The organism is Streptomyces sp. NPDC002680, from assembly GCF_042889145.1.
GTDB lineage: Bacteria > Actinomycetota > Actinomycetes > Streptomycetales > Streptomycetaceae > Streptomyces > Streptomyces adonidis.
In genome coordinates this window covers 262,975-277,058 of sequence record NZ_JBIAQP010000004.1, presented here as the reverse complement: position 1 = coordinate 277,058, position 14,084 = coordinate 262,975, and the positions used below count along the sequence as shown (strand labels likewise).

Annotated in this window: 12 protein-coding genes; 7 read left to right on the top strand and 5 right to left on the bottom strand. The window is 71.0% G+C overall.

The genetic code is table 11. From position 1 onward, the window contains the following. Nucleotides 1-33: 33 nt before the first annotated feature. The 5 genes from ACFYXF_RS13560 to ACFYXF_RS13540 all read right to left on the bottom strand — a co-directional run bounded on the left by ACFYXF_RS13560 (nt 34) and on the right by ACFYXF_RS13540 (nt 4,601). Complete coding sequence (locus ACFYXF_RS13560) at nt 34-1,224, bottom strand: cytochrome P450 (RefSeq protein WP_389349700.1); 1,191 nt, start codon at nt 1,222-1,224, stop codon at nt 34-36. Nucleotides 1,225-1,236: 12 nt separating this feature from the next. After that, nucleotides 1,237-2,367 (bottom strand): NAD(P)/FAD-dependent oxidoreductase, encoded by a 1,131-nt coding sequence (locus tag ACFYXF_RS13555; protein ID WP_389349699.1) that lies wholly within the window; start codon nt 2,365-2,367, stop codon nt 1,237-1,239. After that, nucleotides 2,364-2,558: a ferredoxin gene (locus ACFYXF_RS13550; protein WP_389349698.1), complete on the bottom strand. Its 195-nt coding sequence runs from the start codon at nt 2,556-2,558 to the stop codon at nt 2,364-2,366. Before ACFYXF_RS13550 ends, ACFYXF_RS13555 begins: the two co-directional genes overlap by 4 nt. Nucleotide 2,559: 1 nt before the next feature. Continuing rightward, nucleotides 2,560-3,753, bottom strand: coding sequence for a cytochrome P450 (locus tag ACFYXF_RS13545; protein ID WP_389349697.1), 1,194 nt, complete (start codon nt 3,751-3,753; stop codon nt 2,560-2,562). Nucleotides 3,754-3,953: 200 nt separating this feature from the next. Beyond that, entirely contained in the window at nt 3,954-4,601 is a 648-nt protein-coding gene (locus ACFYXF_RS13540; protein WP_389349696.1) for a TetR/AcrR family transcriptional regulator, read from the bottom strand. A gap of 175 nt (nt 4,602-4,776) precedes the next feature. Between ACFYXF_RS13540 and ACFYXF_RS13535 the strand changes: the two genes are divergently transcribed. The 7 genes from ACFYXF_RS13535 to ACFYXF_RS13505 all read left to right on the top strand — a co-directional run bounded on the left by ACFYXF_RS13535 (nt 4,777) and on the right by ACFYXF_RS13505 (nt 14,014). Then, nucleotides 4,777-6,333 (top strand): bifunctional 3-(3-hydroxy-phenyl)propionate/3-hydroxycinnamic acid hydroxylase, encoded by a 1,557-nt coding sequence (locus ACFYXF_RS13535; protein WP_389349695.1) that lies wholly within the window; start codon nt 4,777-4,779, stop codon nt 6,331-6,333. Further along, nucleotides 6,330-7,412 carry an alpha/beta hydrolase family protein gene (locus ACFYXF_RS13530; RefSeq protein WP_389349694.1) on the top strand — a complete coding sequence of 361 codons (1,083 nt, stop codon included), beginning with the start codon at nt 6,330-6,332 and terminating at the stop codon, nt 7,410-7,412. The genes ACFYXF_RS13535 and ACFYXF_RS13530 overlap by 4 nt, the downstream gene beginning before the upstream one ends. 8 nt (nt 7,413-7,420) lie before the next feature. Further along, a complete protein-coding gene (locus tag ACFYXF_RS13525) occupies nt 7,421-8,290 on the top strand; it encodes a dioxygenase (RefSeq protein WP_389349693.1) in 870 nt (289 codons plus the stop codon). Next, nucleotides 8,287-9,342 carry a maleylacetate reductase gene (locus tag ACFYXF_RS13520; RefSeq protein WP_389349692.1) on the top strand — a complete coding sequence of 352 codons (1,056 nt, stop codon included), beginning with the start codon at nt 8,287-8,289 and terminating at the stop codon, nt 9,340-9,342. The genes ACFYXF_RS13525 and ACFYXF_RS13520 overlap by 4 nt, the downstream gene beginning before the upstream one ends. A gap of 43 nt (nt 9,343-9,385) precedes the next feature. Next, nucleotides 9,386-9,781: an EthD domain-containing protein gene (locus ACFYXF_RS13515; protein WP_389349691.1), complete on the top strand. Its 396-nt coding sequence runs from the start codon at nt 9,386-9,388 to the stop codon at nt 9,779-9,781. Between the two features lie 62 nt (nt 9,782-9,843). Next, nucleotides 9,844-10,131 (top strand): hypothetical protein, encoded by a 288-nt coding sequence (locus ACFYXF_RS13510; protein ID WP_389349690.1) that lies wholly within the window; start codon nt 9,844-9,846, stop codon nt 10,129-10,131. A 193-nt stretch (nt 10,132-10,324) separates the two neighbouring features. Beyond that, nucleotides 10,325-14,014: a family 78 glycoside hydrolase catalytic domain gene (locus ACFYXF_RS13505; protein WP_389349689.1), complete on the top strand. Its 3,690-nt coding sequence runs from the start codon at nt 10,325-10,327 to the stop codon at nt 14,012-14,014. Nucleotides 14,015-14,084 lie beyond the last annotated feature (70 nt).

Below are 14,084 nucleotides of genomic sequence, written 5' to 3'. Positions count from 1 at the left end.
GAGCGCCCGAGCGGGACAGCTGGCCGGCAGACCTCAGAGCACGACATCGAGCCGAGCCGGGCGGCGGACCATGACCAGGCCAGGGGGCGGCTCGCGGTGGTAGCCGGGGGCGAGCCGCAGATCAGGGAAGCGCTCCAGCAGCTGCTCCAGGACCACGCGCGCCTCCAGCCGGGCCAGCGGTGCGCCCAGGCAGGTGTGGATGCCGTAGCCGAAGGCCATGGTGGTGGCCTGGCCCGCCGGACGGTCGAGTGAGTAGTCCGCGGCGTCGGCGCCCCAGGCCCGTTCGTCCCAGTTGGCCGACTGGAGGCTGACGGCGAGGCGGTCGCCGGGCTTCACGGGACAGCCGGAGATCTCCCGCTCCTGCGACACGGTGCGTAGCACGTACTGCAGGGGCGCGTCGTGGCGCAGCGACTCCTCGATGGCGGCGGGGATGAGCGAGCGGTCGGCGAGGAGGCGTTCCCAGCGGGTGCGGTCGACGAGCAGTTCGTGGAGGAGGTTGGTGATCAGACTCGCGGTGGTGTCCGTGCCGGCGATGATCAGCTGGAAGGCGTGGATGATGGCCTCGACCGGGGTGAGCGGCGGCTCGCCGTCGGCGGGGTGCGCTAGACCGTCCAGGACGTCCTTGCCGGTGGGTGGGGCGGTGGCGCGGGCGGCGAGCTGCTGTCCGAGGTAGCCGGTGATTGCCAGGAACTCGGGCATGTCGGTGCGGAGTTCGGGGAGGATGTCGTCGATGGCGTCGGCCCACTGGTGCAGGCGCTCCCAGTCCTGCTCCGGCAGACCGAGGAAGGCGTACACCACCCTGGTCGGGACCTGGCGGGCGAGATCGTGGTAGATCTCGGCCTTCTGGCCGGGCTGCCACGCGTCGACGACCCCGGCCACGATCTCGCGGACGCGCGGTTCCTGCTTGCGGAGCAGGGCCGGAGCGAACCAGCGCCTCAGACGGGCGCGCAGCGCCGTGTGGTAAGGCGGGTCCGCCATGGTGATCGGGACCGCGGGCAGGTCGGCCGTCCTGGTGCCGCCTTCCAGGGCGAAGTTGTCGACGGACGCATACGCTCCGTGGTCCGCGAGGGCGTCCCGTACGTCGTCGTGCTGGGCGAGGAAGTACACCCCGGGGCGTGGCTCGGACACCGGACAGCGGTCGCGGGCCTCGGCGAGCCGGGGCGCGGGATCGGCGTGGTGGGCGGGATCGAGCGGATCGTAGGGGGCGTGGTGCGGGAGGGGCATGGTTGTCCTCCTTCAGGTACGGGCCGGGGAAGCTGAGGGGGCCCCGGCCCCGAGCCGCTTGAGCTTGATGACGGGGAGCCGGTGGTTGACGGCGACGGCCGTGGTCGTCCCGCTGTCGTGATGCCAGGTGAGGAGCGCGCTGCGGGCGTCCACCGAGCCGGCGAGGACTTCGGGAGCGCCGGTCAGCGGCAGTTCCCCGCTGATCTTGATGTCCAGCCCGGACTGCTCGGTCCAGAAATAGGGGTCCGGCCGGTACGGGCGTGCCGACTCGCCGTGCAACAGGCCGAGCGCGGCCGCCCGCCCCTGCTCGACCGCGTTGGTCCAGTGCGGGGCGCGACGCCCCTGCCGCGATACGACGTCCCCGGCGGCGACCACGCCGGGAGCGACACGGCAGCATGCGTCGGCGGCGACGCCGCCCTCGGAGTCCAGGGGAAGGCCGGAGTCTCTCAGCCAGTCGGTGTTGGGTACGTCTCCCACCGCGCAGACGATCACGTCGGCTTCCAGGACCGAATCGCCGCAGCGCACGCGGTGTTCGTCCAGCACGGCGACGCCGTCCGGCGCGACCAGGACCCGTATGCCGTGATCACGGGCGGCCGTGACGGCGAGATCGGCCAGCCACGGCCCGAGCAGCCTGCGCAGCGGCGGCGCGAGGTCGACGACGGTGGTCTCCAGGCCGAGGGCGCGGCAGGTCGTGGCGACCTCCATGCCGAGGAAGCCGCCGCCCAGCACGATCGTGCTGCGCGCGGTGGCCAGCCGGGAGGCGAGTGCCCTGGCGTCGTCCAGGGTGCGCACCACGAGGTCGCTGTCACCGGTGAGGCGGCGGGCCCGGGCGCCGGTGGCGACGACCAGCCCGTCGTACGGCACCTCTGTGCCGTCGGCCAGGACCACCAGACGGCCGCGGGGGTCCAGCCGTACGGCCCGCGCCCCGGTACGGAACTCGATGTCGTCGCCCGGCGGGGGAAGCAGGGCGGATTCCGCGGGTTCCCGGCCGGCGAGGACGCCTTTGGACAGTGGAACGCGCGAGTAGGGCGGGTGAGGTTCCTCGGACAGGACGGTCACGCGGCCGTCGAAGCCTTCGACTCGCAGGCTCTGCGCCGCCGTGAGTGCGGCGATGGACCCGCCGACCACGACGACCCGCTTCACAGTTGGACCTTCAGTGCCGCGACCGGGCACACCCGTACGGCGGCCGAAACGGCGCTCTCCTCGCTCGGTGTCACCTCGTCACCGGTGAGGTGCAGCATCCCTTCGTCATCGAGCCGGAACACCTCGGGCGCGGTCTGCTCACACAGTCCGTGGCCCTCGCAGCGGTCGAAGTCGACCAGGATCCGGGGCATCTCACTGTCCTTCCGCGCGTACCGTGACGGGGAGTGAGGCCAGGCCCCGGATCACGTTGTTGAGCTTGCGAACCGGCTCGCCGGCCAGTTCGATCGACGACACACGCCGCACCAGTGCGCCGAGCACGGCGTGCGCCTCCAGTCGGGCCAGGCCCTGTCCGGCACAGCCATGGACGCCGTAGCCGAGGGCGACGTGGTCGACCGGGTTTCGCCGGACCAGGAACTCCTGAGGACGCTCCCACTTGCGCTCGTCCCGGTTGGCCGAGGCGAAGGACAGCAGGACCCTGGTGTCGGCGGGGATGGTGATGCCCTCGATGTCCACCGCCCGGCTGGTGCGCCGGAAGAAGCCCTGTGCGGGGGACTCCAGGCGCAGTGACTCCTCGAACGCCGGGCCGATGAGTCCCGGCTCGGACCGCACCTCCTGGTAGGCCCCCGGATGCAGGGCGAAGAGCAGGATGGTGCTGCCGAGGGCGTTGATCGTGGTGTCCATGCTGGCGATGACGTAGGCGGACAGCAGCGGGACGACGGAGGCGGCCTCGATCTCACCCCGGTCCGCGGCCTGGTGGATGGCGGCGGCCCAGCCGTCCGGGTCGAGGTTCTCCGGCACCATCACGGTGTTGAGGTACTCGAACATCTGGCCCACCGCGGGGATGGAGGCCGCCGCGCGTGCGTTGAACGGTCCGAAGGTGTTGAACGCCGCGTCGGCGAACGACAGCAGCGGTCCCCGTGCCTCCTCGGTCAGCCCGACCAGGTCGGCGACCACCGTCACCGGGAACACCGCGGCGAGCTCCGGGACGGCGTCGAAACCGCCCTTGGCCACGAGATCCGCGACCAGGTCGTCCGCGAGGGTGGTGATCCTGCTGCGGAGCTTCGCCAGGGCCCTGGGGGCGAGTTTGTCGGACAGCAGCGCCCGCAGCCGGGTGTGGTCCGGCGGATCGCTGGCCAGCACGGTTCCCTTCATCTGGGCGTTGAACCGGTCCTCGTAGCCGACGCCGTGCGCCGACGAGAAGCGTTCGTGATCGGCCAGAGCGGATCGGACGTGCTCGTAGCGCGGAAGGATCCAGGCGTCGTAGGCCGTCAGCCGGACCGCGGGGCCGGCTTCCCGCAGTTGGCGCAGCGCGGGAAACGGGTCCCGCAGCACGTCGTCGGCGAACAGGTCGACGTCGGAGGTGGGCAGGGGCACGGTCGCATGCATCAACAACTCTCCCTTGAGTCGCTCGTGCCACGACGGGGTTCCGGAGGCGGGGGACGGGCTCGACCGTCGTCACGAGAACGTTGGCAGCGAGGAGGCAAAACGTGAATGATGACTCACGTTGGCGATGACCATAAGTTCACAGACGCGAGGTGGCCCGTCAAGCCCCGTGCAGGTATTTGTGTGCGGCGGCTGGCCGAGGGTCAGCGGCCTTCCGGGGCGCTGAGGAGGTAGGAGACGACCGCGGTCTGGAGGTGGCTGCGCAGCTCGTTCCAGGGCAGCGGGCGGTCCGACTCCAGGAACTCGCCGTGGGTGACGCGGTGCGCGATCGTGGCGTAGATCAGGCGGAAGGCGAAGTCCAGCGCAGCCTCGGGGTCGCGGTGTGCGATCGGCGCGTGACGCAGCGCCTCGGTGAAGCGGTGGTTGCCCTCGACGCTGACGCGCGAGCCTTCCTTCCGTACCTCTTCGTGCCGGGTGCCCAGCAGCAGGAAGACGCGCAGCAGGGCCTCGTGTGACTGGAAGGCGTCACTGATCGCGCCGACCGCCTCCGCGACCGCCACCGCCGGATCGCGCAGGATGCGCAACCGCTCCACGGACATGCGCTCCACGATCTCGGCCTGGAGGCTCTCGGTGAAGGCGTGCTGGATGGCCAGCAGGAGCCCTTCCTTGTCACCGAACCGGCGGTAGATGCTGCCGACCGCCATGCCGGCCCGCTCGGCGACGGCGGCCACGGTCAGCGCCTCCACCCCGCCCTCCTCGAGCAGCGCGTACCCGGCATCGAGGATGCCCTGCTGCGAACGGCGGCTGCGTTCCTGGAGGGCGGCTGGCCTGGCGGCGGTGGACTCGGTCACTCGCGCATTTTATCGGCCAGGCCCTTGACGTCCACGTTGCCGATAAGTGAATCTCTACTCACATTAAATGTGGGTTACCACTCACATACCCATGAGGGCGTGCCCGTCTGCGCCCTGCCCCTCCCTTCTCACCTCACCCCTCGCAACGGCGCGGGGCTGTTCCTGGAGGTGTCCCATGACTCCGCTGTACGACGTCGCCGTCGTCGGCTACGGACCGACCGGCCTCGCGGCCGCGTCCCTGCTCGGCCGGCTCGGCCACCGGGTGGTGGTCTGCGAGCGCTGGCCCGGTCTGTACGGGCTGCCCAGACTCACCCACATCGACGACGAGACAGCCAGGACCGTCCAGGCGGCGGGCGATGTCGACGAGGCGCTGCGCGACTCGTCGATGTGCCAGTACGTGTGGGTCAACGGCCAGGACGAGATCCTCGTGAACATCCCGGCGAACCCCGACGGCCCGATGGGGTACCCGGACCACATCTCCATGTACCAGCCGGACGTGGAGAGCGCGATCGACAAGCGGCTGCGTGCCTACGGGACGGTCGACGTCCGCCAGGGCTGGGCGGTCACCGGCCTCGACCAGGACGACGACGGCGTCACCCTGCGCCTGCGCGGCTGGAACGCCGACGCGGTGTGCGCGGACGGCCCGCACGACGAGGTCCGGGCCCGCCATGTGATCGCCGCCGACGGCAGCCGCAGCGGGATACGCGAACTGCTCGGCGTGGAACGCCAGGACCTCGGCTTCAACGAACTCTGGCTCAACATCGACACGGAGTGGCTGCGCCCCCAGCCTCCGGAGTTCGCACGCGGCATCCAGTACTGCGACCCCGCGCGCGGGCACATGACCATCAACATCGGCCACACCCGTCAGCGCTTCGAGTTCGCCGTGCTGCCGGGCGAGTCCCGGGAGGAGATGGCCGCCCCGGAGACCGCCTGGCGTCTGCTCCGCCAGTACCACGACCTCGGCCCGGACGACGTGCGGATCACCCGCCAACTGGTCTACGGCTTCGAGGCCCGTATCGCCACCCGCTGGCGGACCGGCAGGGTCTTCCTGGCCGGCGACGCAGCCCACACCATGCCCCCCTACCTCGGCCAGGGCGCGTGCAGCGGCATCCGCGACGCCACCAACCTCGCCTGGAAACTGCACCAGGTGCTCGGCGGCCTGTCGCCGGACACGCTCCTGGACACCTACGAGAGCGAGCGCCGCCCGCACGTCACCGCCCTCACCCACGCGGCGATCGGCCTCGGGAAGGTCGCCAACACGCACGACGCCGAGGCGGCGGCCGCCCGGGACGGGGCCTTCTTCGCGGGCAAGGTGCCTCCTCCGCCGCCGTTCCCGCCACTGCGCGACGGCGTACTGCGGCAGGGATCCGACGCACCCGTCGGCACCCTCACCCCGCAGGGCCGCGTCCGACTGCCCGACGGGCGCACCGGACGCCTCGACGACCTGACCGGATACGGCTTCACCCTGGTCGCCGCCGAGGATCCCACCGCCGCTCTCGGGCCGGAGCGGCTCGCCAGGCTGGAGCGCCTGGGCTGCGCCGTGGTCGCCCTCGACACGGTCGCCGACCTCGACGGACGGCACGGGGAATACCTTCAACTGCTCGGCGCGGTCGCCTACTTGGCGCGCCCCGACTTCGTACTGTTCGGCGTGGCGGCCGACCGTACGGACCTGGGCGCGCTGGTGGACGACCTCGACGCCGCGCTCTCCGGGACGGTCGGTGTCGCCGTATGACGACCGGAGATCCCGGGGCGGGCGCGGAGCTGCCGCCGCTGGTCGCCGCCCAGCACCGGGCGATGCCCTTCACGCGGCTCACCGACTGCGGGATGGACCCGGCCGACGCACGCCGCCTGCTCGCCGACACCGGCGCCGGACTCTCCTGGCAGGACGCCGCCGAGATACTCGCCGACACACAACTCGAACGTGCGCACCTCGCCGAGACGAGCGGCCACACCGTCACCGCCCGGCAGGCGCACCGGTTCGCCGCCGCGGCCCTGATGTTCGCGCAGATGGCGTTCCAGACGGACACCGTTGGGAAGCGGGAGCTGTACGCCCGGCACACCGCCGCGACCGCCGCTCTCGCGCCCGAGGTGGAGCGTGTGGAGATCCCGTACCGCGACGGTGTCCTCGGCGGCTGGCTGTGCCTGCCGGCGGGCCCGCCCCGGGCGACCGTGATCGTGTGGGGCGGGCTCAGCGGCTGGGGAGCGGCGTATCTGCCGGTCGCCGACGCGTACACCGCGCGCGGCCTGGCCTGTCTGCTTGCGGAAGGGCCCGGCCAGGGCGAGTCGCGGCTGTGGCACGGGTTGTACGTCGACGAACACGTCACCGACGGCTTCGCCCGCTTCGTGGACCTGGTCGAGGCCGATCCCCGCCTCGGCGGGAACATCGGCGTCCAGGGCATCAGCTTCGGCGGCCTGTTCGCCGCCCACCTCGCCGCCGCCGACCCGCGCGTCGGCGCGGTGGTCGTCAACGGCGCCCCGGCCGTGCCGACCGTCCCGGAATTCCGTACCGCCCGCGAGCAGATGGCCGCGGTGGTCGGCACCGACGACCCGGCCCGGGTGACCGAGGTCATGGACGCCCTGCGCTTCGACCCGGACAAGCACCGCATCACCTGCCCCCTGCTCCTGCTGCACGGCGGCCGGGACCCCCTCGCCCGCTACGAGGACCAGGAGCCGTTCCTCCGAGCCGCCGACCCCGACACCTCCCTGCTCCGGATCTGGCCCGACGGCGAGCACACCCTCTACAACCACGCGGCCGAACGCGACGCGCTCACCGGCGACTGGTTCACCGACCACCTCACCACGAACAGTTAGGACCACCAGTGGACTTCACCGTCGAGACCGCCACCGACGCGGTGGTGGAGAGCTTCCGGGAGACCAAGGACCAGCGGCTGCGGCAGGTCATGGAGAGCCTGACCCGCCACCTCCACGACTTCGTACGGGACATCGAACCCACGATCCAGGAGTGGGAGGCCGCGATCGGTTTCCTCACCGCCGTCGGCCAGAAGTGCGACGACACCCGGCAGGAGTTCGTCCTGCTCTCCGACATCCTGGGCGTCTCCATGCTCGTCGAGACCCTGAACGGGTCCGAGGAAGGGACCGAGAGCACCGTCCTCGGCCCCTTCCACATGACCGAGTCGCCCCGCCGCCGGCTCGGCGATTCCATCGACCTCCTCGGCACCGGCCGCCCATGCGTGGTGTCCGGGCGGGTCCTCGCCGTCGACGGCACACCGCTGCCGGACACCGAACTCGACGTGTGGCAGTGCTCGGAGGACGGTTTCTACGACGTGCAGCAACCCGACGTACAGCCGCCGGGCAACGGGCGCGGCCTGTTCCGCACGGACGCCGAGGGCCGCTACTGGTTCCGCAGCGTCGTCCCCTCCCACTACCCGATCCCCACCGACGGCCCCGTCGGCCTCCTCCTCGACGCCACCGGCAGGCACCCCTACCGGCCCGCCCACATCCACTTCATCGCGAGCGCCGAACACCATCGGCCGGTCACCACGCACGCGTTCGTCGCGGGCAGCCCGTACGTCGACTCGGACGCCGTCTTCGCGGTCAAGCGGGGTCTGATCACCGACTTCACCGAGTCCCACGACGAGCAGGACGCCGAGCGCTTCGGCGTGACCGTGCCTTACACCCACGCCGAGTTCGACATGGTCCTGGCTCCGGAAGCAGGGCCGACGCGATGACCTTCACCTATGAGGCCCTGCCGATGCGCGTGGTCTTCGGCGCCGGCAGCCTGCGTCAACTGCCCCAGGAGGCCGAGCGGTTGGGGCTGCGGCGGCTCCTGGTACTCGCCGCACCGGGCCGGCGTGCGCTCGCCGAGCAGGCCGCCACCCTGCTGGGTGAGGCGTGCGCAGGGTTGTTCACCGAGGCCCGGACGCACGTACCGGTCGCCGTCGCGGACGAGGCCCGCGCAGCCGCACGCGACACCGGCGCGGACGGCTGCCTGACCGTCGGCGGCGGCTCCGCGGTCGGCCTGGGAAAGGCGATCGCCCTGGCCGCGGGCCTGCCCCTGATCAGCGTGCCGACGACCTATGCCGGCTCCGAGATGACCCCCGTGTGGGGACTCACCGACCAGGGTCGCAAACGCACCGGCCGCGACCGGGCCGTCCTGCCGCGCAGCGTGATCTACGACCCCCAACTCACCCTCCAGCTCCCCGTGGACGTGTCGGTGACCAGCGGATTCAACGCCATCGCGCACGCCCTGGAAGCCCTGTACGCGCCCGACGCCTCGCCGATCGTGTCTCTCATGGCCGAGGAAGGCGTGCGCTCGCTGGCCGCAGCCCTGCCGGCCATCGCCGCCGACCCCGGTGACATGGGGGCCCGCACCGACGCGCTGCGCGGGGCGTGGCTGTGCGGGGCGTGCCTGGCGGCCACCACCATGTCGCTGCACCACAAGCTCTGCCACATCCTCGGCGGCACCTTCGACCTGCCCCACGCCGCCGTCCACACGGTCCTGCTCCCGTACGTCGCCGCCTTCAACCTCCCGGCGACACCGGCCGCCGAACAGGCCCTGCGCCGTGCGCTGGCCACGGACGACGTACCGAAGCACCTCGCGCGAGCGTCCGCCGACCTCGGCGCTCCCCGCTCCCTCGCCGAACTCGGCCTCGCCGAGCGCGACTTGGACGAGGTCGTCACCCAGGCGGAGGCCCGGCCCTACGCCAACCCGCGGCCGGTCACCCCCGGAGCCCTCCGCTCCCTGCTCGCCGAGGCGCTGAAGGGCACCCTCGCACCCTGACCAGGCGGTCTCGGTCCCGTACATCCACATCAGGAGTCTGAGAATGATCAAGTTGGTGGCCGCCGTCAGGCGACGTCCCGGTATGACCCGCACCGAGTACGCCGAGTACGTCGAGAAGGTGCACGGCGGGATAGCGCTCGCCAACAAGCTGACCGTGCGCAAGTACGTCCAGAACCACGTCCTCGACGGCGCCTACGGGGCGATCGGGGACGTGGGCTACCAGCTGACGCTGCCCAGGGACTCCGTGACCGAGCTGTACTTCGACGACCTCGCGTCCATGGGACGGACCTTCACGGACCCGTACGCGCGCGAAGTCGTCGGTCCCGACGCGGTCAACTTCAGCGACCAGCCGGCCGCGCTCAGCCTGCTCGTCGAGGAGGAGGGCGCGGCCGAGGCGCCCCGACCCGGAGACGGCACGGTCAAGGCCTCCACTTCCTGAAGGCCGCCGACGGGCTCACCCCGGAGGCCTTCCAGAAGGGCCTGCGACGGGCGTACGAGGACGTGCTCGCCGACACCTCAGGGTCCGCCCGGTACCTGCGCGGCCACGAGTGGAACACGGCCCACCCCGGGGACGGCATGTCCGCGTACTTCGGAAGTACGTCGGAGCAGCCCGCGTACGAGGCCTACTCCGCCCTGTGGTTCGACGAGGCGGATGCCCTGACGGGCTTCCGCGCCCATCAGCGGGCCTTGGCCGGTCACGCGGAGAAGCACGGCGCGCTCCTCCAGCTCCCACTGTCCTTCTTCCTTCTCACCCGCGAGGTCGTGATCTTCGACGACACCGCCCCATGACCTCGTCGGGCGGATGTGCGTCGTCCTCGACGCAGACCATTGCGCTGCGGCCCGGGTTATTCGTAAGCTTTCCACTTGGAAGGTATTGAAACGTTTCAGTTCGTCTGGTCGCTTACGGCCGCCTCGCACGCAGCCGGAACAGCGACCAGGCGTTTTCGGGGGAGGGACACCCCTGGTGAAAGGAATCTCAGCCGTGGCCGAGGAACACAGAAGTGCGTTGAGCCGCCGACACATGATCGGCATCATGACGGCGGCGGCAGCCGGGGCCTCCCTCCCGCTCGCCGCCGCGCCGACCGCCATGGCGGCGAGCGGGCCGGCCTTCGGGGGGCACGGTCCCGCTCCTGCGAAGCTCCAGGTCAACTCGCGGGTCGAGCCCCTCGGCACGGAGACCGCGCCGACGTTCAGCTGGGTGCCTCCCGTGGCCAGGCAGTCGGCGTACGAGGTCCAGGTCGGCACTCGGCCCGGCACGGCGGACGTCTGGCGCAGTGGCAAGGTGGCGGGCGCCAACAGCACCGCGGCGCCCTACGGGGGTGGCGCGCTGCGGTCCGAGCAATCGTACTTCTGGCAGGTGCGGACCTGGGACGAACAGGGCGCCCCCGGACCCTGGAGCGAGCCCGCGGTGTGGGAGACCGGCCTGCTGAAGGGCGAGAAGGACTGGTCGGGTGCCCGCTGGATCGGGGGACGCGTCGCGCAGGACCACGACTGGCAGGACCTGACCACGACCGTCGTCTTCCGCGGCGGCACGGACACCGCCACCGGGCTGTCGCTGCTGCTGCGTGCCGAACCCATCGGCAAGACCTGGGGCGAGGGCCTCAACTGGGCCGTCCGGCAGTCCGGCGACGACATGCAGCTGGTCATGAGGACCAGCCACTACGCCGGCAACACCTGGGTGGACGACGGCACCTCCGAGCCGAACTGGGGCGTCGACCACTACGACCCGCAGAGCGAGACCAACCCCACCACCTCGGGCACCCGCAGCGTCCCGGTCGGCACGGTCACCCTCCCCGCCTCGACCGGCCTGACCAAGGACACCTGGGCCACCCGTGACCACACCGTGCAGGTCGCCGCTCGCGGCCTCACCGTGACCACCACCGTCAACGGCGTCCAGGTCGACAGCCGCACGCTCACCGGAGACCAGATCCGCCGCCACGGAAGCTTCGGCTTCGGCGCCACCTCCGCCACCGTGCGCAGCGTCAAGGTGACGGGCACCGGTGCCCCCGACTTCTCCGTCGACCTCACCACGGGCGCCAACCCCTTCGAGGCCGGCATCGGCACCCTCGCGGGCCTGACCTTCCCGCCCAAGAACCCCTTCATCCCCGCCAGGAACAGCGTGCTGCCGATCGCCAACCCGGCCCCGGTGCTGCGCCGCGAGTTCACTCTGCCCCGAGGCCGACGCATCGCCAAGGCCCGTCTGCACCTGAGCGCCGCCGGCAACGTCACCTTCACCGTCAACGGCGACCCGATCACCGTCGACGGCGGGCCCGCGACGCGGAACCGGACCAATGTGCCCCGGCTGCTCACCGACCAGAGCACCTACGACCGCACGGTCCTGTACGACACCTTCGACGTCACCGAGCTGCTCCGGGCCGGCCGGGAGAACGTCGTCGCCGCCGAACTCGGCCGCGGCTGGTACGGCGTCACCACGCCCCAGGAGTGGTACTGGCAGCTCGCCCCCTACTCGGGCCAGCCCCGCCTGCGCGCGAAACTCGTCGTGACCTACGCCGACGGCTCCGCCACCACCCTCGTCACGGACAAGGACTGGCTCGGCGCGGACGGACCGACGACGTTCGACTCGGTCTACTCGGGCGAGAAGTACGACGCCCGCCGGGCCGACCAGCTGGGCGACTGGCGCTCGGTCGGCTACCGCGCCGGGCGTGAGTGGCGTCCGGCGACCGTGCTGATCCCGCCGGGCAGCTGCGCCGGCCCCTCGCCGAAGTACCACGGCGCGCTGCCGGCCACGACGGTCCCCGAGGGCTTCAAGCCGGCCGTCCTGCGGGCCCACGAGGCCGAACCGGTGCTGGTCAACCAGACGCTGCGCCCGGTCTCGCTAGCCGAGACGGTGCCAGGTTCGGGGAACTGGGTCCTGGACTACGGCCAGATCCTGACGGGTCTCGTCCGCCTCCAGCTCTCCGGTGTGCGCTCCGACAAGGAAGGCCTCACCCTGCGCGTCCGGGGCGGCAACCGGACCAGTGGCGACGGCACGGCCGGCTCCCCGCTCTCCGTCGAGGAGGAGAACTTCCAGCACGACGCCAACCTCCAGACGCACTACTACACGGTCGGCAGGCGGTCGACGCAGACCTGGGAGCAGCAGTTCAGCCACTTCGGCTTCCGTTACCTGGAGGTCGGCAACCTGGAGGCGGTCCTCGGACGAGCCCCCGACCTGAAGCGGGACGCGGACGTACTGACCGTCGGCTTCGCCCGCACCGGCTTCGCCCGGACCGGAACCTTCACCACCGACAACGCCCTGCTCAACCGCCTCCAGCGCAACCTGGAGTGGTCCGAGCAGAACAACCTCGTCCAGAAGCCCACCGACACTCCGTCACGGGAGAAGAACGGCTGGACCGGCGACGCCATGGCCAGCTCCGAGTCGGAGTCCCTCACCTGGGACGTCAACGCCGTCTTCACCAACTACCTGCGGCACTTCCCCGACGCGCAGATCTCCACCGGCCAGCTGCCCATGTTCGTCCCCATAGCCAAGGGCGGCTACGGCTACGACCACACCCCCGGCTGGAACGCCACGTGGAAGGCGGTGCCCGCCTGGGACTCGGCGTACTTCGTCATGCCCAGGGAGCTGTACACGTACTACGGCAACAGCAGCCTGTTCGCCGAGTTGTACGACCACCAGGACACGCTCCTGAGGTACTACGAGACGCTGTTCACCGCCGAGAACGACTACAAGTTCGAAGCCTCGCTCGGTGCGTACTCCGGCGCCGAGGCCCCCGGCAGCAACGCCGTCATCAGCCTCGCCTTCTACATCCACTTCTGCGACTACATGGACGAGGTGGGGCGGCGACTCGGCCACACCGAACGCGCCGCCCACTACGCGCAGTTGGCGCGCACGCTCCGCAGGGCGTTCATCGCCAACTACTGGGACGCCTCCCAGGGCCACTTCACCCAGGGCAGCATCTCCAGCGAGAACGCCCTGGCCATCGCCTTCGACCTGGTACCCGGCTCGGACTTGAACCCCGGAGACCCCCGCTACCTGGCGGGCACGAAGACGGTCGAGGAGAACAAGAAGGCCCTAGCGAAGCTCCTCGCCGACCGGATCGTGGCGGCGGACCAGCACATCCAGAACGACATGTACGGCTCGCGCTACGAGTTCAACATCCTCAGCGAGTACGGCTACACGGACGTGGCGTTGAAGGCCGTCACCCAGACCGGCCTGCCCGGCTACGTGTACCAGATCGCCAAGGGCGCCACGTCGCTGTGGGAACAGTGGACCGACCGGCTCTCGGTCAACCATCACTACCGGTCCAACGTGGCCACCTGGTTCTACCAGAGCCTGGCCGGCATCAGACCGACCTCGACGGCCTACGAATCGCTGCGCATCCGCCCGTACATCCCCGCGGCCGAGGTCAACAGCCTCGTCCCGAAGGACACGCAGGACATCGATCTGTCGCCCGCGACCCTCGACCACGTCAGCGCCTCGATCGACACCGTGCGCGGCAAGGTGTCCTCGGAGTGGCGCCGCCGCCCGGACGGCAGGATCGACCTCGCGGTCACTGTCCCGTACAACACCGAGGCCGAGATCTGGGTCCCCACCCAGGGCAAGTCCGTCACCGCTCCCCGGGGCATCGCCTTCGTCCGGGACGACACCTCCGGAGGCGCGGCCTACAAGGTCTACCGGGCCCGGGCGGGGTCGTACCGCTTCAACGCCCGCTGACCCGACCGGGTTAACCGTCGCACCGTGCCGAGGTGTTGTCCACGGCACGGTGCGATGTGCGATCCCCGAG

Bases quoted from the DNA above. Each gene is read 5' to 3' on its own strand.
- ACFYXF_RS13560 (WP_389349700.1), bottom strand. From the start codon at position 1,224: ATGCCCCTCCCGCACCACGCCCCCTACGATCCGCTCGATCCCGCCCAC.
- ACFYXF_RS13550 (WP_389349698.1), bottom strand. From the start codon at position 2,558: ATGCCCCGGATCCTGGTCGACTTCGACCGCTGCGAGGGCCACGGACTG.
- ACFYXF_RS13545 (WP_389349697.1), bottom strand. From the start codon at position 3,753: ATGCATGCGACCGTGCCCCTGCCCACCTCCGACGTCGACCTGTTCGCC.
- ACFYXF_RS13535 (WP_389349695.1), top strand. From the start codon at position 4,777: ATGACTCCGCTGTACGACGTCGCCGTCGTCGGCTACGGACCGACCGGC.
- ACFYXF_RS13530 (WP_389349694.1), top strand. From the start codon at position 6,330: ATGACGACCGGAGATCCCGGGGCGGGCGCGGAGCTGCCGCCGCTGGTC.
- ACFYXF_RS13520 (WP_389349692.1), top strand. From the start codon at position 8,287: ATGACCTTCACCTATGAGGCCCTGCCGATGCGCGTGGTCTTCGGCGCC.
- ACFYXF_RS13515 (WP_389349691.1), top strand. From the start codon at position 9,386: ATGATCAAGTTGGTGGCCGCCGTCAGGCGACGTCCCGGTATGACCCGC.